At 66.8% G+C, this 20,348-nt stretch carries 23 protein-coding genes; 4 read left to right on the forward strand and 19 right to left on the reverse strand.

Going from position 1 to position 20,348, the window contains the following annotated elements; genetic code table 11:
- On the forward strand, positions 1-182 hold a 182-nt coding region (locus AWC08_RS10675), incomplete at its 5' end, for a hypothetical protein (protein WP_178132176.1).
- Positions 183-263: 81 nt separating this feature from the next.
- Here the strand turns inward: AWC08_RS10675 and AWC08_RS10680 are convergent.
- From AWC08_RS10680 to AWC08_RS10710, 7 genes are all read right to left on the reverse strand, one after another.
- Positions 264-1,133 (reverse strand): patatin-like phospholipase family protein, encoded by an 870-nt coding sequence (locus tag AWC08_RS10680; RefSeq protein WP_065133477.1) that lies wholly within the window; start codon positions 1,131-1,133, stop codon positions 264-266.
- Positions 1,130-2,011: a class II glutamine amidotransferase gene (locus AWC08_RS10685; RefSeq protein ID WP_065133476.1), complete on the reverse strand. Its 882-nt coding sequence runs from the start codon at positions 2,009-2,011 to the stop codon at positions 1,130-1,132. Before AWC08_RS10685 ends, AWC08_RS10680 begins: the two co-directional genes overlap by 4 nt.
- A gap of 7 nt (positions 2,012-2,018) precedes the next feature.
- Positions 2,019-2,495, reverse strand: coding sequence for an SRPBCC family protein (locus AWC08_RS10690; RefSeq protein ID WP_065133475.1), 477 nt, complete (start codon positions 2,493-2,495; stop codon positions 2,019-2,021).
- The gene (locus tag AWC08_RS10695) at positions 2,495-3,568 is read right to left on the reverse strand and encodes an NAD(P)H-dependent amine dehydrogenase family protein (protein WP_065133474.1); all 1,074 of its coding nucleotides are present in this window, start codon (positions 3,566-3,568) and stop codon (positions 2,495-2,497) included. Before AWC08_RS10695 ends, AWC08_RS10690 begins: the two co-directional genes overlap by 1 nt.
- An 80-nt stretch (positions 3,569-3,648) precedes the next feature.
- Positions 3,649-5,280, reverse strand: a complete 1,632-nt coding sequence (locus AWC08_RS10700; RefSeq protein ID WP_069435219.1) for a fatty acid--CoA ligase — start codon at positions 5,278-5,280, stop codon at positions 3,649-3,651.
- A gap of 96 nt (positions 5,281-5,376) precedes the next feature.
- Positions 5,377-6,546 carry a YncE family protein gene (locus tag AWC08_RS10705; protein ID WP_232008116.1) on the reverse strand — a complete coding sequence of 390 codons (1,170 nt, stop codon included), beginning with the start codon at positions 6,544-6,546 and terminating at the stop codon, positions 5,377-5,379.
- A 415-nt stretch (positions 6,547-6,961) separates the two neighbouring features.
- The gene (locus AWC08_RS10710; protein WP_065136409.1) at positions 6,962-7,288 is read right to left on the reverse strand and encodes an ArsR/SmtB family transcription factor; all 327 of its coding nucleotides are present in this window, start codon (positions 7,286-7,288) and stop codon (positions 6,962-6,964) included.
- A gap of 67 nt (positions 7,289-7,355) precedes the next feature.
- Between AWC08_RS10710 and AWC08_RS10715 the strand changes: the two genes are divergently transcribed.
- Entirely contained in the window at positions 7,356-9,308 is a 1,953-nt protein-coding gene (locus AWC08_RS10715; RefSeq protein WP_065136396.1) for a heavy metal translocating P-type ATPase, read from the forward strand.
- A 133-nt stretch (positions 9,309-9,441) separates the two neighbouring features.
- Here AWC08_RS10715 and AWC08_RS10720 read toward each other — a convergent pair whose 3' ends face one another.
- From AWC08_RS10720 to AWC08_RS10735, 4 genes are all read right to left on the reverse strand, one after another.
- A complete protein-coding gene (locus tag AWC08_RS10720; RefSeq protein WP_065136395.1) occupies positions 9,442-9,717 on the reverse strand; it encodes a hypothetical protein in 276 nt (91 codons plus the stop codon).
- A 106-nt stretch (positions 9,718-9,823) separates the two neighbouring features.
- On the reverse strand, positions 9,824-10,594 hold the full coding sequence (locus AWC08_RS10725; protein ID WP_065136394.1) for a DUF427 domain-containing protein: 771 nt from the start codon (positions 10,592-10,594) through the stop codon (positions 9,824-9,826).
- Positions 10,591-10,866, reverse strand: coding sequence for a DUF6295 family protein (locus AWC08_RS10730; RefSeq protein WP_065136393.1), 276 nt, complete (start codon positions 10,864-10,866; stop codon positions 10,591-10,593). Before AWC08_RS10730 ends, AWC08_RS10725 begins: the two co-directional genes overlap by 4 nt.
- A gap of 2 nt (positions 10,867-10,868) precedes the next feature.
- The gene (locus AWC08_RS10735) at positions 10,869-11,624 is read right to left on the reverse strand and encodes a dienelactone hydrolase family protein (protein WP_069434680.1); all 756 of its coding nucleotides are present in this window, start codon (positions 11,622-11,624) and stop codon (positions 10,869-10,871) included.
- 39 nt (positions 11,625-11,663) lie between these two features.
- Here AWC08_RS10735 and AWC08_RS10740 point away from each other — a divergent pair, with 39 nt between their 5' ends.
- A complete protein-coding gene (locus AWC08_RS10740) occupies positions 11,664-12,173 on the forward strand; it encodes a nitroreductase family deazaflavin-dependent oxidoreductase (RefSeq protein ID WP_232008042.1) in 510 nt (169 codons plus the stop codon).
- A gap of 6 nt (positions 12,174-12,179) precedes the next feature.
- Here AWC08_RS10740 and AWC08_RS10745 read toward each other — a convergent pair whose 3' ends face one another.
- The 5 genes from AWC08_RS10745 to AWC08_RS10765 all read right to left on the reverse strand — a co-directional run bounded on the left by AWC08_RS10745 (position 12,180) and on the right by AWC08_RS10765 (position 17,706).
- Positions 12,180-13,775: an esterase-like activity of phytase family protein gene (locus AWC08_RS10745; protein WP_232008043.1), complete on the reverse strand. Its 1,596-nt coding sequence runs from the start codon at positions 13,773-13,775 to the stop codon at positions 12,180-12,182.
- A 54-nt stretch (positions 13,776-13,829) separates the two neighbouring features.
- Positions 13,830-14,612, reverse strand: coding sequence for a hypothetical protein (locus tag AWC08_RS10750; RefSeq protein ID WP_065136390.1), 783 nt, complete (start codon positions 14,610-14,612; stop codon positions 13,830-13,832).
- 45 nt (positions 14,613-14,657) lie between these two features.
- On the reverse strand, positions 14,658-15,143 hold the full coding sequence (locus AWC08_RS10755) for a hypothetical protein (protein ID WP_142283511.1): 486 nt from the start codon (positions 15,141-15,143) through the stop codon (positions 14,658-14,660).
- An 81-nt stretch (positions 15,144-15,224) separates the two neighbouring features.
- Complete coding sequence (locus AWC08_RS10760; protein ID WP_069434682.1) at positions 15,225-16,565, reverse strand: hypothetical protein; 1,341 nt, start codon at positions 16,563-16,565, stop codon at positions 15,225-15,227.
- Positions 16,555-17,706 (reverse strand): sulfotransferase family protein, encoded by a 1,152-nt coding sequence (locus tag AWC08_RS10765; protein ID WP_069434683.1) that lies wholly within the window; start codon positions 17,704-17,706, stop codon positions 16,555-16,557. Before AWC08_RS10765 ends, AWC08_RS10760 begins: the two co-directional genes overlap by 11 nt.
- Positions 17,707-17,805: 99 nt before the next feature.
- Between AWC08_RS10765 and AWC08_RS10770 the strand changes: the two genes are divergently transcribed.
- The gene (locus tag AWC08_RS10770) at positions 17,806-18,837 is read left to right on the forward strand and encodes a TIGR03617 family F420-dependent LLM class oxidoreductase (protein ID WP_069434684.1); all 1,032 of its coding nucleotides are present in this window, start codon (positions 17,806-17,808) and stop codon (positions 18,835-18,837) included.
- On the opposite strand, the gene AWC08_RS10775 is transcribed toward AWC08_RS10770, so the two are convergent.
- The 3 genes from AWC08_RS10775 to AWC08_RS10785 all read right to left on the reverse strand — a co-directional run bounded on the left by AWC08_RS10775 (position 18,826) and on the right by AWC08_RS10785 (position 20,336).
- Positions 18,826-19,290, reverse strand: a complete 465-nt coding sequence (locus AWC08_RS10775; protein WP_069434687.1) for a MarR family winged helix-turn-helix transcriptional regulator — start codon at positions 19,288-19,290, stop codon at positions 18,826-18,828. The genes AWC08_RS10770 and AWC08_RS10775 overlap by 12 nt on opposite strands.
- 87 nt (positions 19,291-19,377) lie before the next feature.
- Positions 19,378-19,716, reverse strand: coding sequence for an MmpS family transport accessory protein (locus AWC08_RS10780; RefSeq protein WP_065136385.1), 339 nt, complete (start codon positions 19,714-19,716; stop codon positions 19,378-19,380).
- Between the two features lie 149 nt (positions 19,717-19,865).
- Positions 19,866-20,336, reverse strand: coding sequence for a type II toxin-antitoxin system prevent-host-death family antitoxin (locus tag AWC08_RS10785; RefSeq protein WP_065136384.1), 471 nt, complete (start codon positions 20,334-20,336; stop codon positions 19,866-19,868).
- Between the last annotated feature and the right edge of the window lie 12 nt (positions 20,337-20,348).

Consider the following 20,348-nt stretch of genomic DNA (forward strand, 5'->3'; position numbering starts at 1 on the left):
GTGCCGGCGGCGCTCTGGGTGCGGGTGGCGCAGGTGGCGCGGCTGGCGCTGGAGGGGCGGCCGGCGCCGCCGGCACCGGCGGCCAGGCTGGTACCGGCACCGCCGGTGTCGCCGGCACTGACGGCACGGCCGGAGGTGACGGTGCCGACGGCATCGCGGGCCAAGCCGGCAGCAGCGGCTAAACGCCGCCACGGCCGTTGGTAGGGGCGATCAGCAAATGGCGGATCGGCACCGACGCCTGAGTCGGCGCACTGGGCAGCTGATCAGACGCCGAGGAAGCGCGCGACGGCTTCGGCTTCCCGACGGCCCTGCGCGCGGCCCGCCTGCGCCGAACCGATCCGGCAGCGCGGATCCAGCGGATTGGCGCCGAACGCCGCGAGTGATTGCTCGTCGGCGAAGACGCTGAAGGTTTCACCGGCGAATGTCGCGATCTCACCGGCGGGCCCGGGGCCGAACGGCGACGGAGTATCGGCGCCCGCGGGCACTAGGACCACGGCCATGCCACAGTCGTCGGCGACGCCGACGTTGACCGCACTGTTCACGCCGCCGTCCATGTAACGCCGCCCGCCGATCGTCACCGGCGGCCACGCCCCGGGTACGGCGCAACTGGCAGCCACCGCATCGACCAGCCCGACCCCGGAATTGCGGTCAAAGACCACCAATTCGCCTGTCTGCGTGTCGATTGCGACGATTCGCACGGTACGGTCCGGCCACTCGTCAGACGGCAGGCGTGCGGCGATCACCGCCCGCCTGACGCTTTCCGGAACGGTGTCGGTCGCCAGCGCCACCGCCCCGATGCGCTGCAGACGCACCCTGGTCCTGTCCGATCCGGGACTGCGCGGTTCGCGCAGCGCGTCCAGGAACAACTCGGTGATCGCGTCGATGTCGACACCCGGGTCCATCTCGGCCGACGTCTCGGCGACCTGCCGATCGAAGAGCTCCGCCAGCGAGCAGCCGCTGCTGATCTGGGCCGCGACCGTGGAGCCGGCCGATGTGCCGACCAGGACGTCCGATTCCACCAGCACCCGGGCGGCCGCCGCAGACTCATCGGCGATGCCGCGCAGAATTCCTGTCTCCCAGGCGATTCCGGCCACGCCACCGCCGGCCAGCACCAACGCTCGTCGCAACGTCATGCCGGGTGCCGGGTTCCGGGCAGGGCATGTTGCGCGTTGAAGACCGGCTGGCTCAAATCATCCCGGCGCACCAGCTGCCGCGGCGGGTCGGGCAGCACCACGCTGCGGCTGATATCAAGAGCCGCGTCGACGTAGACCAACTCACCGGGGTCGAGTAAGCACCACCGGGGGTCGTCGTCCATCGGCTCGGTCGCGAACACCACCGAGGATCTTTCGGTCAGCGTCTGGCTCTGCGCGTGAATCCTGCTGGTGCTCATGTCGAAATCTGGTACCCCGTCGACAATACGGTCCAACATGAACAACTGATGGGTGTCCGGGTACCGCAGTGCCCACATCTGCGTACCCATGCACAGCAGGATGTTGACGGCGTAGACGGGCACATTGTCGGCGAGCCACGTGACGGCTTCGACGACACCGGCCGACACATCGCCGTCGTGGGCGCGGACCGCGGCGGTGATCAACGCGAACACCCGCTCGGAATCGGTCTGGCCCTGCACCAATTCGAGAGTGCCGAGTTCACGAAGCCGGTCTTCGACCACGTCCAGACCCTCAATCATCCCGTTGTGCGCGAAGATTCGGCCGTCCTGCAGGAACGGGTGGGTGTTTCGCACGTCGAGCGACCCCGTCGTCGCATAACGGACATGGGCGATGAAGGTCGTGCCGTCGAGCTGGTGCGCCTCGGTGGCGAACGTCGCATCCTGCCAGGCGGCTATCGGCTCCTTGTGCAGCTGCGGCCGGCCTCGTTCGTCGAACACTCCCAAGCCGGTGCCGTCGGGGTTCTTGCGGCTCTGCCGGGCAAGGCTGTCGGGGGCTTCCAGCAACCAGAACGTCGCGGTCACGACTTCCGTCCCGGCATGCAAGCCGAAGAGTCGACACATGGCAATCTCAGTCGGTCACCAGCTGCGCGGACAGCTTCTCGAGCACCACCCGCGCGTAGCCCTTCCACATCCTGGCGAACACCGGCAGCAAGGGCGCCGAGGCCGACGACTTCGGATGCAGCGTCCACTGCCAGCTCACCCGGGTACCGGTGCCGGCCGGCGCAAACGACCACACACCGTCCACCGAACGCACCAGCGCGGCCAGCGGTCCACTGATGTCAGAGAGCGTGTAGCCGAACGACCGCGGCGGGTCGACACTGGTCAGCCGCTCGCGCACCCGGCCCCCGCCGACCATCAGGATGGTCCGCGTCTGACCGGCGGCGTCCCAGTCGCCCACCTGGTCGCGCACCTCCTTGATTGGCGGGATGATTCCGTACCACTGCGAGCAGATGACCGGCAGCGATATCGCCATCGTCCCGGCGAAAGCGTCCTGGACCGAGATCGGTATCGCGCGCGACTGCTGAACTACCACCGAGTTTGACATCAGACCCCTTTACCTTCGCGTGACAGTTTGGGTGCGGCCCGGCCGGTGATGAGCGGCAGATCGAAGAAACTCTGGATGCCCGCCGGGGCGGCGCAGGTGGCCGGCACCGCGTTGACACAGTGCGCCGCCGTCGCGACGATACCGGGGTTGCTCACCAGCCCGGCTTGCACGCTTTCAGGCTGCCAGCCTTTGATGGTGACAAAGGTGTCGGGGTGACCCCGCACCTCGATCTCGTAACGCTCCCCCGCCGGCCCGAAAGACCATGCAGGATCCAAGTTTTCCTCACCCATCAACCAGTTCACGGTGAGCTGGACGACCGGGTTCTCATCCACGAGCGCCTCCCAGTGGAAGCGGCGTCCGGCGACCTGCCCGGGCTCGATCACCCCGATGGGCGAGTCGATCGGCGCAGTCGCGACGGCCACCTCCTGCGACGGACGGATCTCGGGGTCGGCGGCGAAGCCCAGCTTATCGACGCACAACCGCACCGACTGGAAGAAGCCACCGTTGAGCAGCTTCTGCATCGGCCCGGTCAGCGCGCTGTCCGGGCTGCCGCCGAATCCCATCACGTAGCGCAGCACGTCCGGCGCCCCGTAGCTGCGCAGATCGGAAAACTCCTCGGCGCGAACGAAAGTCACGCCGGTAGACATCACCGAGAGCAACAGCGGGAACATCTCGGTGGCCGCTCCGGGCCCGATGCCGGCGCCGTGCAGCGTCGTGTTGCCGGCCTGCGCGGCGACTTCCAGTGGCGCGCCCTCCTTTTCGGTCGGGTAGAACCAGCCCAGCGGGGTGACGACGTTCTTGCCGGAGCGCAGCAGCGCCGCGACTTCGTCGACGCTGGGCAGCAACGGCGCGTAGATCACCGCATCGGCGTCGAGCCGAAGGATGTCGTCGATGTTGTTGGTGGCGGTCACCCCCAGCGCCGGGCCGCCGATGATCTCGCCGACGTCCTTACCGCTCTTGGCCTCCGAATGGACCCAGCAGCCGGCGAGTTCGAGTTCGGGATGCTCGAGCACCCCTTTGATGGCGGCCACCCCGACCGATCCGGTTGCCCACTGCACCACCCGCAGACTCATGGTGGTCCCCTTTCCCTGGCGAGCAGACGCTAAGGCCCCTTTTTCGGCCCGCAAACGGGGGTTTTAGCGTCTGCTCGCGCCTAGTCGTGCGCCTCGACGACGTCGTAGTCCCCGTCGTTGTAGCGGGACCGGATGGTCTTCTTGTCGTACTTACCGACGCTGGTGCGGGGAACCTCGTCGGCAAACGCCCACCGCTCGGGCAGCCACCATCGAACCACCTTGTCGCTGAGAAACTTTCGCAGCTCGGACGGCTCGACGTCAGCACCCTCCCGGGCGACGACGACGGCCAGCGGCCGTTCGTCCCAGCGCTCGTCGGGCACCCCGACAACGGCGGCCTCGACCACGTCGGGATGGCCGATCAGGCAGTTCTCCAGCTCCACCGACGAAATCCATTCCCCACCTGACTTGATCACGTCCTTGGCACGGTCGGTCAGCGTGATGAAACCCTGTCGGTCGATGCGGCCCACGTCGCCGGTGCGCAGCCACCCAGAGTCGAACTTGGATTCGTCGTGGCCCTTGTAGTACGCGCCGGTGATCCACGGACCGCGGACCTCCACCTCGCCCACGGCTTTACCGTCGTTGGGCAACACCTTGCCGTCGTCGTCGACGATGCGGGTCTCCACACCGCATACCGGCTGGCCCTGCGTCACCCGGAATGCCCAGTGGTCCTCGTCCGGTGTGCCTGGCGGCGGCCAGGCCATGGTGGCCAGGGGTGAGGTCTCCGTCATCCCCCACAGCTGCCGGATCTGGACGCCGTGTTTGTCCTCGAAGGTGCGCATCAGTGATTCCGGCACCGCCGAGCCCCCGCACGCCACCATTTTCAGCGACGACATGTCGTGACCCGGGTTCTTTTCCAGGAAGTGCATGACGTCGTTCCAGATGGTCGGCACCGCGCCGGCCCGCGTCGGACGCAGCTTCTCCACCATGTCGACCAGCGACCGGGCGTCCAGGTGACGGTCGGGCAGCACCAGATCCGCACCGGCCATCAAAGCGGCGTACGGCAGCCCCCAGGCGTTGGCGTGGAACATCGGCACGATCGGCAGCACCCGATCGCTGGAGCCGACCCCGATACCGTTGACGGTGCAGGCCGCCATGGAGTGCAGGAAGCTCGAACGATGGCTGTAGACAACACCTTTCGGGTTTCCAGTGGTGCCGCTGGTGTAGCACATGGCGGCCGCGGAGCTCTCCTCGATGGCCGGCCAGTCGAATTCAGCCGGCTCGCCTTCGATCAGCTCGTGGTAGCGCACCACCGTCTTGCCGGCCTCGCCCAGCGGCGCGATGTCGCCATCGCCGACCGCGACCACGGTGTGGACGGTCTCGAGTTCGGGCAGTACCGGGCCGAGCAGTTTGGCCAGCGAGACGTCGACCAACACCACCTGATCCTCGGCTTCATTGGCCACGTAGGCGATCTGGTGCGGGAACAGCCGGATGTTGAGGGTGTGCAGCACCGCGCCCATCGACGGGACCGCCAGGTAGGTCGCCAGATGTTCGGCGTTGTTCCACATGAAGGTGGCGACCCGCTGATCGCCGGTGACACCGAGCCGGCGCAGCGCGTTGGCGAGTTGCGCAGCCTGTTCACCCAATTCGCGATACGTGATGCTGCGGTAGCCGTCACCGGTGGCGGTGATGACCTCGCGCAATCCGTGCACGCCGCAGCCGTGCCGCATGATCGCGCTGATCGTCAGCGGAAATTCCTGCATCGTGCTGTACATCGATGTACCGCCTCACGCGTTTCGGCGCAGCAGAGCCTGTCGTTTCCCGTGGCCGAATGCTATCGCCGCGCCGCGGGATAACGAACGCCGGGCCAGTCAGACCAGCGCCGCGTCGTACTGCAGCAAGTCGGGCACGAGCAGGTCAACAGAGCGCCTGCTTTCCAGTGCCGCCTGCTCGATACGCGTCTCGGCGTTCACCGCGACCGGTAGCACGGTGACGGCACCGGAATAGTCGGCGATGTACAGGTATTCGCCGTCGCCGCTTTCGACCACGCAGGACGGCTGACCCGCCACAGCGATCGTGTCGACCACATCCTGGGTCAGCGTGCACAGCATGGTGACGCTGTCGTTGCTGACCAGGTATGCGCGGTCGCCGTCACCGCTGAGGGTGAGGCGGGTGACCAGGCCGGTGACCTCCGCGATCTTGCGGGTTCCGGTGATCTTGTTGGTGCGCGTGTCGACGACATCGATCACGGCAGCCTCGGGACCGCTGCTGGCCACGTACACCAGACCGCCATCGGGGCTCACGGCCACATCGCGGACGGCCAGGCCGATCTCGATGGTGCCGATCACCGACGGGGTGGTGTGCGGCCGTGCCGACTTGGCGGTCTTGGTGTTCTTGGCGCCCTTGCGCCGCCAACGGGCGCGTCCAGCGGGCTCTTCTGAAGTCAGGCCGGTGTCGATAACGACGACCTGGCCCCCGTCGGGTCCGTTGACGCCGACGTACAACCGGCCCCCATCGGGACTGACCCGCAGGGTTTCCGTGGTGGTGCCGGCGCTGGCCGCGATGTCGACGACCTGCACCCGCCCGGTGGCGATCTCCAGTGCCGCCACATCGGCCGCCCGCGCACCGTTGCGGCTGACATAGACGTGCTTGCCGTCCGCGCTCACGGCCAGGTCGCTGACGCTGAGCGCGACCCGATGCGAGGCAACGACGGTGTTGGTGGCCAGGTCGATGACCTCGATCGCGTCGGACGCCGGGGCGACGGTGCTCACGAAAGCATGTTCGGCGTCATCCAGGGCGATCGCGAACGGTTCGTCGAGGCCGCCGATGGCGTCCACCACCCGGCAGGTTTGCAGGTCGATCACCGAGACGCTGTCGCTGCCGTAGTTGCTCACCAGCAATCGCTTGCCGTTCGGGCTGACGGCGATGTCGCTGATGGGCCCCTTGCGCACCGGGATCTGGATGGCCACTGGGCTCGCACCGAATTCACCGAACTCGAGGGCCGCCGAATCCCGGCCGTTCGTCTTGCTTTCGAAGCTCACGCTGGGCACCGCCTTTGCTCTGGTCGTCAACTCTCCGGATGTGATGCCAGGCAGCGCGCGCCTATGTGCGACGCTGGCATCCGATAAAGCGCATAACAGCACCAAAAGGGCTGCTTCAACATGATTAACGGCCATTCTAGCGACCGAATTCCGGTTAATAGGAATTCAATTTCGCGGGTGTTACCCACATCACGCGAACGCCTCAGTATACGCTCAGGATCGCCAACTCAATTGGCTCCCCATATACCCCACGGCAAACCATATCCCGCGTTTGAACTGCAGTTATGCGGCTACGGTTAACCGATTCTGCCATAGTCAGCGTATCGCTCAAATAAGAATTTCTTATTTTTGGCGCCGCGACGAGGCAAATATCACACCGGCCGCCTCAGCGTGTCGACGCCAATTCGGCCACACGCTATCCGCTTGAGTGGGTGGCGTGCGTGTCGCCGAGGGCCTGCCTGAGCACACGCAGAATGTCCTGATCGGCCGGCGAGTAATAGACGAAGGTTCCTTCGCGGCGAGTCTTCACCAACCCGGCAAGGCGCAATTTCGCCAGGTGCTGGCTGACGACCGTGGGGGCCACCTGCGCCAACTCGGCCAGGCAGGCCACCGACGTCTCACCTTGGAGCAGCGCCCACAGCACCTTCACCCGGGTGGGGTCACTGAGCATGCGGAAGGTCTCCGCGGCACGCGACACCTGCTCCTCGGAGGGCATGGAGAAGCCGGCAATCGACGTGTGCACGACCACGAGCATACCGCTGACCTGTGCAATCATGCATCCAGCTGCAAGCGCAGTTGCATATATTCACATGTACGCAGCTATAGTGTGGGGCGTGTCCGCAGCCGTTGTTCGCGATACCGCCGGCACCTCGGCCCGCAGGGTCCCGGCGGCCTATTCGGAGCTCCCCGAAGTTCGGTGGGCTCTGGTGGCGAGCGCATTTTTCGCGTTGGGACTGATCGGCCAGCTCGCCGGCGTTCCCGATTTCCTGTACTGGGGCCTGTACTTGGCCTGCTACGCAGCCGGCGGGTGGCAACCGGGCCTGGCCGGCCTACAGGCACTGCGGAACCGAATGCTGGACGTCGACCTGCTGATGGTCCTCGCGGCCATCGGCGCCGCCGCGATCGGTCAGGTATTCGACGGGGCCCTGCTGATTGTCATCTTCGCCACCTCGGGGGCGCTGGAGGCCGTGGCGACCCGGCGCACCGAAGACTCGGTACGCGGACTGCTCGGCCTGGCCCCCGAAACCACCGTCCGGCTGCGCGACTACGACGTCGAAGAAGTGGTGGACACCGCGCTGTTGGCCGTCGGTGATGTGTTGCTCATCCGCCCGGGCGAGCGCATCGGCGGTGACGGCGTGGTGCTGGAGGGCGCCAGCGAGGTCGATCAGGCCACCATCACCGGGGAACCCCTGCCGGCCGACAAGGCGCCCGGGGACGAGGTTTTCGCCGGCACCGTCAACGGCACGGGCACGCTGCGAATCCAAGTGCTCCGCCCCAGCGCCGACACCGTCATCAGCCGCATCGCCGCGATGGTCACCGAGGCCAGCGCCAGCAAGGCCCGCACTCAGCTGTTCATCGAAAAAGTCGAGCAGCGCTACTCGGTGCTGATGGTGACCGCGACCGTTGCGCTGCTGGTCATTCCGGTGCTGGCGGGCGGCGATCTGCGATCGGCCCTGCTGCGTGCGATGACGTTCATGATCGTGGCCTCGCCCTGCGCGCTGGTGCTGTCCACCATGCCGCCGCTGCTGGCGTCGATCGCCAACGCCGGGCGGCACGGGGTGCTGGTCAAGTCCGCTGTGGTCCTGGAGAAACTCGCGGGCGTCACCCACGTCGCGTTCGACAAGACCGGCACCCTGACCGCCGGCACACCGCGGCTCACCCGGATCCATTCCGACGCCGGTTTCACCGAGACGGCGCTGCTGTCGCTGGCCGCTTCGGCGGAGAACCCCTCCGAACACCCGTTGGGGCGTGCGATCGTCGCCGCCGCCCGGCGGGCGGGCGTAGCCGTAGCGCCGGCCGCCGAGTTCTCGTCCACGCCCGGCCGGGGCGTCCGCGCACGTGTCGGGGACCAGACGGTCGAGGTGGGTAGCCCGGCGTTGCTCGGCGAGCCCGGCGACGGGACGGTCGGCGAATTCGAGCAGTCTGGCCACACCGCGGTGATCGTGCTCGTCGACGGTACGCGCGCCGGGGTGCTGGGCCTGACCGATCACCGGCGCGACGAGGCCCCCGGCGCCGTCAGCAACCTCGAATCCCTCACGGGGACAACACCGTTGATGGTGACGGGAGACAACCCACGGGCCGCCGGCCGGCTCGCGGGCGAGGTGGGGATCAGCGATGTCCGGGCCGGCCTGCTGCCCGAGGAAAAAGTCGGCGTCGTGCGCGGCCTGGAGGCGGACGGGGCCAGGGTCCTGTTCGTCGGTGACGGTGTCAACGACGCGCCGGCGATGGCCGCCGCCCACGTGGCGGTCGCCATGGGCCGTTGCGGATCCGACCTTGCCCTGGAGACGTCGGACGTGGTGATCACCCGCGACGACCTGGCCGCACTGCCGGCCATCGTCGCGCTGGCCCGCCGGGCCCGCCGCGTGGTCGCCGCCAACCTGGTCATCGCGGCCACCTTCATCGCGGTCCTGGTCGGCTGGGACCTGTTGGGTCACCTTCCCCTACCTTTGGGAGTGGCAGGGCACGAGGGGTCGACGGTCCTCGTCGGCCTCAACGGCCTGCGACTGCTACGTGAGCGCGCCTGGCCCGGGCGCAATCAGTAGAACGCACGCCACCGATCGGTTATATCTCCGACAGGATCTGCCGGCGCGGCGCGTCGTACTCTGCCGTGGTGACCGTGCCGGCGGCCCGCAGCTCATCGAGCTCCGCGAGCCGCTGCGTCACCGAAGGCTGGGCCTACTCGGCCGTCGGTGAGGCGACGGCGCGACGCACCACGGCCTGAAGCTGTTGGCTCGCCGCCGCATTGGACCTCGCGTCGAGCCTCTGGCCGAGGGGGACGCCGTGGGCTCGCAGAATCCGGAAGATCTCCATCAGCGGCTCGGCCTGCCCCGACAAGTCGTAGGTGGTTTCGTCACCGGGCAACGAGAAGTGTGCCGGCGCCAGCCCGTTGGCCAGACTGCTCCACTCCCAGTCGATTTGATGCTCTCCGGTGCTGGGGTCGACCAGGACCACGAGCTTGCGCGAGGTGATGTTGGACCGGCCTGACCACCCCGCCGCACAACAACAGCCAGATCTGGGCCTTGAGGTAGCGCCAGAACATCCTCCTTTTCGCAAGGCCTCAGCTGAACTGTGTACGCGGCCGGGACAGGGCCGCGCCGTCAACGACGATGTCGAGCTTCTCGTTGTAGAACGCCACCAACCCGGCGATCGGGGCCACGGCAGGCAGCGGGTAGTGATAGGTCCAGGCCAGATCCGGATGCAGCGTCTCGCCCACCCGCACCGACCAGTAACCGGACGTCACCCCTTTGTAGGGGCACAGTGACTGAGTGGACGTGGGTTCCAGATGCTCGAATGCGACATCCGCGGGGTCGATGTAATACCTTGTGGGTAAACCGGTTTCGAAGAGCAGAACCGGCGAACGGGTGTCGGCGAGCAGGACGCCGTCCAACTCGACGCGGACGTGCCGGTGCGAGCGCAGGGCGTCGACCCGAGAGTAGGGATTGCGCGGGTGACCGTAGATCTGTTCGTCCTCTTCCAGCCAGCGCAACGGGTCCCAGTCGAATCGCACCAAACCTGCCACCGGGCTGTCACTTTCGGCGTCGAACACCCGCGCCGCGGACGGGTGGGTCTGGCCGGCACCGACCAGCGAGTACAGCCGCGACGGGCCGAGCTGGACCCGCTGCGAATGGTTCTCGTCGCTGAGGAACTCGGCGCGCACGTCGGCCAGGGGGATGTAATACGCCGGGTAATAGGGGAATTCCCACACGTAGCGGGCCGCGGTGGTGTCGAACACCAGCTCGGAACCGAGGTAGCCGCGTACCCGGCGCGGTGCGGGCTCGATTCGCCCTCGCGCCGCGGCCATTTGGGGGAAACCGTGATCGGCGCTCATGACTGGTCCTGGGACGCCAGGCCCGCCGGCGCATGCGCGATGGCCGCACGTATCGCGTCGGCCAGGGCCAGTGCGCTCTCCTCGGTGAGTTCCAGCGCGACCCGAGCCGACGGCCCCAGGTCCGGATTGATGACGTCGATGTTGACGGTGTGTCCGTAGGGCGCATGCACAGGGTGGTCGACGTAGACGGTCGCGCGGCTCGCACCGAACCATCCCGTCGCGCCCTTGGCGCTGCCGTCGATCCGAACGTGTTCGGTGAGATACGTGCACATAACTAGCCTTTCAAGTGAGTGGCGAAGAACGCGTCGATGCGGCGCCAGCCGTCCACCGCCGCCTCGGGGCGGTAGGCCGGGCGGTCCACCGAGAAGAAACTGTGTCCCGCACCGGGATAGGAGTGGAACTCGTGCGGCTTTCCCAGCCGGGTGAGCTCGGCGTCCAGCGTGGCCACTCCGTCCGGCGCGGGGAACCGGTCCTCGGCGCCGAACAGGCCCAGCATCGGGCAGCTGAGGTTCGCCGCCAGACCGAGGATGGGCCGCATCGTCTTGGGCATTCCTTCTGGAGCGTCCTCGACGATGAACGCGCCGTAGCAGTTCACGACCGCGTCGAACGGCAACGAGCAGGCCGCAAGGTAGGCGTGCCGGCCACCCGAGCAGTGCCCGATGACGCCGAATCTTCCGTTGGCCCCGGGCAGCAACCGCAGCTGCTCGACGGCCCCGGCGACGTCGCCCACCAACCGCTCGTCGGGCACCCCGCCGGCCGCGCGGGCCGCCGCGGCGGCGTCGTCGGGCGCCGCGCCCGGGGCTTCGCGGGAATACAGGTTCGGTGCCAGCGTGTGATAACCGCAGACCGCCAGGCGCCGCACGAATTCCTTTGTCTCGCGGTCGTATCCGGGCATGTGGTGAATCCACACCACCGCGCCGCGCGGTCCCTCGGCGAGCGGCATTGCCCGGTAGGCCTCGATCTGGTCGCCGTCGTGACCGGTGATGGTGACCGTTTCTGCCTGGATTGCATCTGGACTGTAAGCGTTCACGGTGTCAGCTTGCCACTCCCGCGAGTACGCTCTGAAGCCGTGGCACTTCGGCGGGAAAGCCCGATGCGCGGGCGGCGCTTGCGGCTCGGCGAGGCACTGTTCGAGCGCTTCGCCATGAGCGGGCTGGGTTACCAGTTCATGTTGCACGTGGCTCCGCGGCTCGACAAGGCGGTGATTCCCCGCACCAAGGGCCGGTTGAGTTCGGCCGGGATCGACAAGGTCGGGCTGGTGACCAGTACCGGGGCCAAGTCCGGACAGCCGCGCACCCACCCGTTGGCGCTGTTCGAAAACTCCGGTGGTCTGCTGGCGATCGGATCCAATTACGGGCGGCCCACCCACCCCGCCTGGAGCGCGAATCTGCTGGCACACCCGGAGTGCACCGTCGAATTCGTCGGTCCCCCAAGGCAATACCGGGCCGAGCTGCTCACCGGTGCAGCTCGGGACGCGGCCTGGGCGAACGCGGTCGACTACTACGCGGGCTTCGAGGCCTATCGCACCAATTGCGCGCCCCGTGAGATCAGGATTTTCCTGCTGCGGCCGATCGACTAGGTGCGCTCAGCCGACTTTGATGGCGACGGTCACCTTCTCGGTCTTGGCGGGCAGTTGATCGGTGTCGACCACCAGGATCTCACCGCTGTCCTGAGTCCCGTTCGGCAGCATCTTCGGCTTGAGCCGAAACGGAGGGGTGTCCGACGACAGCCCGCTCAGACCGAAGTCGCTGTCGTTGGCCAGCATCAGCGTCTTCCCGCCGTCGCGGGTGGCGAGGCCCTCGATCTTGTCGTGCCCGAAAAAGTCCCCCTTGGGTGACAGCGTGCGCAGCAGCGCCGACACATCCAGTTGCAAAGTCTTGGTGGCTGCGGTGATTCCAGCAGCCTTGAGTTTGGCCAACGCCTCGGCGTCGGTACTGACGCCCACCAGATTCTCGATCGGCATCTTGTTGACCAGCAGGCCGCCGGCCGCGGCGTCATAGCTGGCGCCGGGCACCGTCGAGTTCGGCCCGACGTCGGTGGCCGCGGCGATGTCGGCCAGGTAGATCTTCGCGTTGCCGTCCGGCGGATTCTTGCTGTTGCGCTCGTCGACCAGGAAGGTGGTGGCGCTGAGCGCCGTGATCTCCGATATGCCGACCTTCGACTCCTGCGGGTTGGCCAGCGGATACACGTACTCATGCATGATGCTGCGGTTGACCAGGTTGATGGTCACGATGCGGGTGATAGGGACCGACTTGGCCGGGCCCGGCAATCCCGGTGTCTGCAGCGCCGACTGCATGACGGCGATCAGCGTGTTGCCGTCCGGCGTGATCGTCACCCCCTCCAAGCCGCGGTTCGGGGTGCGCAGCGAAAGTTCCCGGGGCAGGGTGTCGTCGTAGGGCGAAAGACGTTCCAGCTCTTTGCCGTTGGCGTCGAAATGGATGATGTAGGGGCCGTACTCGTCGGACACCCAGAAGTTGCCGTCCAGCGTCGCGACGAGTCCCTCCGGGTCCACGCCGTAATCCGCCGGCGGCAGTGGCGCGCCGTTGAGGTCGATTGTCGACTCACCGATACTCGCGCGCGGGTCGAGCAAGCCCTCCAGCGGATGACCATCCGGCCCCTGCAACATGACGGTCCGTTCCACCGTCGCTACGCCGCCGGCAAGTTTGAGCTTGGCGATGTGCGGGTGGTATTCGGGCACCGGGAAAACAACTTCGTTCGGTGTGCGTCCTTCGACATTGGGCCCGCGGTCGGTGAGCCCGTAGATCTCGTCGCTGCTGCCGGGCACCGGGGCGATGCCCGATCCGTGCGCACTGGCCTGGATGTCGACGCCGCCGATGGTGGCCAGGGGCAGTTGGTCCTCGGAATAGAGCTTGACGGCACGACTGACGGTGACGGGCAACTCGTCGTTGCCCTTGAAGCCGGCATCGGGGGTGTAGACCACCGCCCCGTGGGGTCCGTAGCCGATCTTGCCGTGTGCGGGCTTGCCGAAGGCCACCGGCGTGAGACCGCCGGTGGCGGCCAACATGCGGTTCGGGGTGATGGTGAGTGGTTTGCCGGCCGATGCGCTGAACTCGGCCTTGCCCGAGGCCGTCGGCGATGACGGCGTGGCGCTGGATGCGCAGCCCGCGACCGTGACCAGCACCGTGGCGAACAAGGCGACAGTTCGTGTTATGTATGCCATCCGCATTACTTAGCAAGCCGAGTTGACACGCCGGTGTACACCGGCCGAGCGCCGCTAATGCTTCTTGTCTCTCACCCGGTACGTCGACGGCCACGACTTTCGCGACTCGTCGCCGGTCAGCGGGGTGCCCATGCCACCCACCTTCACGTTGTAGGCCTCCTTGCCCGGTCCGACTTCCCGGTTGGCGTGTTCCTGAGCCAGGTAGTACAGCTCGTCAATGGTGGCCTCGTCGTAGGCCACGAAGGAGGTCTCCCGCGCGACGTCGTCGATGCCCGCCAGCATCCGCTCCGGCAGGAAACGCGACGCCAGGGCCGCCGCGCCGAGCAGCGAGAACGGGATGACCCAGTAGCAAATGAACGACAGCGGGGTCTTGGTGTCCAGGATGGTGGCGTTACGCTCCACGATCGCCGGGATGGCCGACGAGATGGTCATCCCGGCAAAGGCGGCGACCCAGATCCAGGTCAACATCGTGGTGACCCGCCCGAACAATTCGGTCTTGACGACGTCGGGGGGTTGCTCGGCGGCGGCGAAGTCGCGCACGAACGGTCTGCCGACCAGCACGCCGACCAGCGCCACCAGGAATATCCCCAGGTTGCTCAGCGGCTGAATCCAGCGCGCCATGAACTCGTCGCTGAGCGCAAAGGTCAGCACGGCCAACACCATAAACGTTGCGACAGCACCAATTTCGAGTGCGTGCCCGGCCTTTCCGGTGGTCCGCCCCACCGCGAACACCGCAACGGCCATCAGCAGCGCGACCGACACGGCCGTGGCGAATGGAACGTTACCGACCAGGACCCAATAGACGATCCACGGCGCAAAGCCGAAAAGCATGCCCACAAGGGGTCAGTCTATGGCTGGGCCGCCGGCGTCATGCGCACCGGATCAGTTGCGGTACCTGCTCCTGGTCGGCGTCGGCCACGGATTCCCTGTCTCACCTAGACAGCTGACGATCATCGGCGACGGGCCATTGTGCGCCACCTGCCTACCGTTGGCCAGTACCCGACACTCAACGGTGGCCCCCGGTTCAAGAGTCGTCACCGTCACCCCCGCCATCACGACGGTTCCCCCGACGACCACGTCTGCGGACCAGGGCAGCGAAACGTCCTGGTTTTCGTCGCTGTCGGTGGGCCCCTTATACGACACGCGCGCCGTTCTGGCCGTGCCCTCGACCTGATATGTCATGGTGACCGCCCGGCGCTTCTCCCCGGTCGACGACTTCATCACCACTACTACGACGACGACCCCGAGCATCAGGACGACAAGTAGGGCAGCGCCGCCGAGCACCCACGGCCACAGCGGCTTTCGTGGAGTCGGCGCCGAGTATCCGTACGGCGGAGGCGGGTATCCCGGAGGCGGGTAGTTGTACATGAGGACGTCCCGAGTCGCATGGATGCAGCTACCCGTCCATTTCAGCAGGTTTTTCGCATGCTGACCTACGGTTGCGCGTATTCAGTACTGCCGGTACCGGCGCGCCACGTGCTCCTGCCGTATTTTGATCTGCTCGGCGCGCTGCTCGGAATTCACCGTGGCGGTGCCCGGCGGCAACAGGTCCCGCACGTCGGCCAGCGCGATCCTGCGCACGGCCGCGGTCGGCATCCGCTCCGGCGGCTTGGGGTAGGTCCAGCGCACGGTGAGGAATCCGGTGCGGTGGCCCACGGTGTCGAGCCAGTTCGGCACCCCCGGATCGCGGTGCGCGATCACGTAGCGGCGTACCCCGTCGGGACCGATCACGGCCTGGAACCCGTTGAGGCTGCTGACGTGGTTGGCGTAATCCAGTGACTCGCCCCAGACGTTGGACAGGTGAAAACCCAGATAGGCCGGTTCGACCGGAACGTTGACCTCCACCAGAAGGGCCTCGTCCTCGTCGAGCTCGAAGACACCGCCGGAGTAGACATTGGTGCTCTGCCCGCCACCGGAAGCGAGATTGGCTGCGGCGGGCTCGTTGAGCGCGTTATGCGGCATGAATGTGACACCGTCGCCGTTCTTGTCGCCGTTGGACTCCAGGACGATGTCGTAAAACTCGTTCCAGAACCGCATCTGGTGCTCGACGAGTTCACCGACGCGCCGGACCGCGGCAGCCGTCGTGTCGGAGTCAACGAGCGCCGGGTGCCCTCCAACCCGGCCGATCGGCACAATGCGCAACTCAGGTGACACCTCGTTGGCCCAGTCACCGAACAGCGACCGCACGATCAGGTATTGGGCGGTGTCCGCGCCGTCCTTGACGGTGGCCACGAAATTGCCGGTATGACCTACGGGACGTGCTGGTGCGCAAAGTATTTCGAAGCATCCGTCTGGGTCGACGGCAAGGTCGGTACTGTCTAGCAGTCCGGTGACCACCCGCCCGCCCGGCGCCAGTTCCATCAGGTTGCCGGTGTCGCCGGCATAGACGCTGTGCGCTTCGAAGACGACGTATTGCGGCGCCACCGGCCCCGGGGCCCGCGCAGCGCCGCGCCAGTGCCGGTGGTCGGCGACGCGTCCGGTTATCCGGTAGCTCCGGGCGCCGTCGATGCGTGCCGAGAGGTACAACGCGTCGGCGTTGTCAATCGTGGCCTTGTCCTGCGGTTGGATCGCGCGCCGGAAGTAGGGGAACTCCGGATCCTCCAGACAAGCCCTCTCGATCGAGCTGAACAGGAACCCGAGCAGGTAACGATGCCCCTCGGCCAGCCCTTGCTCCGTCGGCGGCGGCGCATGCAATGCCGGTGAATCGACGTAGTCGCGGGCCCGGTTGATCGTGTCGATCATGTCCGTCCAGGCCGCACGCAGCGTCTCCCGGGTCTGCTCAATTGACATGTGCCCTACCTTTTTCCTCTACGTCCCAGCCGAATTGGTCGAACATCGGCGCCAGAGCCGTCCTGATGGCTGCCGCGTCCAGCCCGAACTCGGCGAGACTGTAACGGTGTGCCGTCTCATGGCCGTGCCGCCGGCCGGCGGCCTCGAATTCGGCTGCCGCTTGCGAACCGAGGGGCAGTCCCAATTCGTCGTACACCCGCCGCATGGTGGCGTCGGGAGCCGCCACCAGTTCGCGGTAGTCCACCATGGCCGAGCGCACTTCCGGATGTCTGGCCAGCACCTCCAGCGGGTGTGTGTAGGAGTGGATCGACTGCTCGGCGAGCACCCGCAGCGACTGGCCGATCAGTCGTTCATCGCGGCCACGCAGTCGCCACTCGGTCTGCAACATCTTCAGCAGGCTGGGAATCGTCTCGTACGGATTACGCATCGGCACAATGAATCTGGCATCGGGGAAGGTCTCGATCAAGGCCTCCACCCGGCCGCAGAAGGTCGGGTTCTTGCTCAGGTGGATGCCGCCGCCGTTCAATGCCAGTTGCCGGCGCACACACTCGCGGTAGAACGTCATGAGTCGGCGGCGTTTGCGCGCGGGGCAGCGGTCCACGTGATAGAAATCCAGCTCACCCATGTAGGGGAACATCACGATCCAGAACCCGGAGCTCAGCGACCAGGTGAGGAAGAAGTCGTCCTCCTCGGGCACGAAGAAGCCGGTCTTATGCATGTCGTCGGTCTCGGCGAACATCTTCTCTTCGGCGGCGTCGAGCCGGCGGCGCAGCGGTCGGCCGATCCTGGCATCGATGCGCAGCAGCAGACGCAACAGCCGCTTTTGCAACAGCGACGGAAAGAACAGCTCGTACATCAACGCATAACTGAACTGCGGGTCGGCGGCCATCAACCGGTGCAGATACGTGGTGCCACTGCGGGCGTGTCCCACGCTGAACGTAGGTGCGCGAACTTCGGTGCGCCGCAGCGACGGAAAGAGCAGCGGGTCGAGCGCAAAGCAGATCGCATGGAACGCCGCTACCATCGGGATGCCGATCAGGAACGCCAGGTACCGCTTGCGCGGCGTCGCGGGATCGTCGCGGAGCAACCGCAGCATGGTGGCGAAGTTGGACCAGTCGAAGTAGAAGCGCGACCCGTGCATGAAATTCCCTCACCCGCATCGTCTTTAGCCGGCAGCGTATGCCGCGGTATTTGACATTGTCAAATAACTGGTCGAATGCTTGCGGGTTAAGGTACTGCTATGCAGGTACTCGCCGCGATGGCTCCCGAGCTGCCGCTGTCCGAGGTCGGCGCGTACGTCCGCCGGGTCGAACGGCTGGGTTTCGACGGCGTCCACATCGCCGAGACCATCCACGACTCACTGACGGTCGCCGCGCTGGCCGCCGAGCACACCACCCGGTTGAAAATCCGCACCGCCGTCACGTTGGCATTCGTGCGTAGTCCCACGCTGACCGCCTATGCCGCATGGGATCTGGCGCTGCTGTCGGGTGGGCGATTCGAACTTGGGCTCGGCAGCCAGATCAGGCAGAACATCGAAGACCGGTTCGGTATGCCGTGGTCGGAGCCACAAGCGCGGATGCGGGAATACCTCGAGGCGTTGCGCGCGTTGTTCGCCGCCTTCGGCAGCGGGGGCCCGGTCCACTACACCGGTGACAGCTACCGGGTGACCCGGCTGCAGCCCTACTTCAACCCGGGCCCCAGCGACATCGCGCCACCTCCGGTCTGGCTGGGCGCGGTGAATGCCGGCATGTGCGAGCTGGCCGGCCGACTGGCGCATGGCGTGGTCACGCATTCCACCAATTCCGATCCGGAGTATCTGCGTGATGTCGTCAAGCCGGGCTTGTTGCGCGGTGCCGCTGCGGCCGGCCGCCTGCGCTCGCCACTACTCGTCGTGTCCACCGCCATCGCCACCGGCCGCACCGATGACGAGGTGCGGGGCGAGTGGGAACGGCAACGCCGCATGCTGGCCTTTCTGCTGTCGACGCCGGCGTACGCCGGGGCATTGAAGAGGCGCGGCTGGACGTCGTTGCCGCATCGGTTGCGCGCCCTCACCCGTGACCAGCGCTGGGATGAGTTGCCCGCCGTCCTCGACGACGCCGTCCTGGACACCCTCGTGGTTCGCGGTCGCTATGATCAACTCCCCCAACTCCTTTGGGACAGATACGGCGGCATCGCCGATGGCCTGGTGCTGCCACCGCCCACCGGCACGGCCGACGAACCGCTGGCCCGCTGCATCCGGGAAGTACGCCAGGGCCCGCATTCAGTCGATTGAGGTCACCGTGGTGTCGGCGAGAAATCGGGCCAGCAGCCGGTCGAATTGGCGCAGGTCGTCCGCCGACCACTGCGCCAGCGCCCGTTGCAGGTGTTCGCGCCGCACTTCCTGCAGCGCGGCAGCCGCCCGATTGCCCGCCGCGGTCGCCTCCACCACGGTCTTGCGCGCATCCCCTGAGTCGGGCTGCCTGGCAACCATCCCGTCGTCCTGGAGGCTCTGCACCCGGCGCGCGGCCATGCCGAGATCCATGTGCGCCAGCCGGGCCAGCTGCCCCATCGGCAGGGCGCCCTCGTCAGCCAGCACGCGCAGCAGCATGTACGACGGCTGCGACAGCTCCACCGCGGCGGCAGCGGCTTGGCGCTTGAACATCGACCGGCTGCCACTGAGGCGCATGATTCGCGACATCGTGGCGCTGATCGAATCGAGCGTGTCGCGTTTGCGTGCCGTGGTCACATCGGCCACTTTACTTGACATAGTCAAGCTTTGCGGTATCGAACAGGGCTGCGGTGGCCGGGTTTTGGGGAACAGACCAGCGCGGCGCTAGCGAGAGTAGATGCAGTGCGCCGAACCGCCGACAGGCTGCTCGGCCACCACATGACCGCCGACGGTGATGCGGCAGCCGGGGCTCGTCGTGCCCGACCCGACGACCACCACCTGGAACAGCGTGACGTCGGGACCGGCCTGGATCGTCCGGCTCCACGGCAACGGCGCGTTGTACACGCGATCGATCGCGGGGTCGGTGTCGATCGTCGTGGCAGTGCCCGTCCCCAGCGCCTCGAAGATCACGGTGCTCGAGTCGGCAGAGGCCGGCGGCGCGGCCAGTCCGGACAGTGCGGCGAACGTCAGCGCGGAGAGAGTGGCTCGGGTGACACGCTTCATTAGACCCCCAATGATCGGCACGGGTGTTGATCGCCATATGTCACCGACCGCGAACGTTACGAGCTGGCGTTTCCCTTATCGATGGGTCACCACTACCCGGCGTGGCGCAAATTCAAACCTCGCAACCGGCAGGCCGGCATGCGAAGCCGTCAAGCAACCGAGACTATGCGCGCGACGACCTTGCCACCGCGGCTGACCTCGATGGTCTGCCCCGCCGCCACCCGATCGATGTAGCGGCCCGCACGGTTTCGCAATTCGTCGAGTTCGATCGGCCGGCCCGTATCCGCCGGCCCGCCACCCGATACCGGAGCCGAATTGCCGGCCGCCACTATCCGCGCCAGGATCCGCCCGGCGCGGACCACATAAATCGTCTCCCCGGCCGCAACCCGGTCGAAGCACCGCCCGGCGCGCGTCCGTAGCTCGTCCAGGCCGACCCATCCCGGTTCGACGGGTTCGGCCGAACGCGCCGGGATGGGCGCGACCCGCCAGTCGCCGACCGGCTGGATCTGCGCCACCACCTTGCTCCGCCGTACGACGTCGAGTGTCTCGCCGGCGGCAACCCGCTCAAGGTACGTGCAGGCGTCGCTCCGGAGTTGGCCCAGGCCAATGACTTCCGGCATTTCGCTCCGTTT

It is taken from the genome of Mycobacterium gordonae, assembly GCF_002101675.1.
GTDB lineage: Bacteria > Actinomycetota > Actinomycetes > Mycobacteriales > Mycobacteriaceae > Mycobacterium > Mycobacterium gordonae.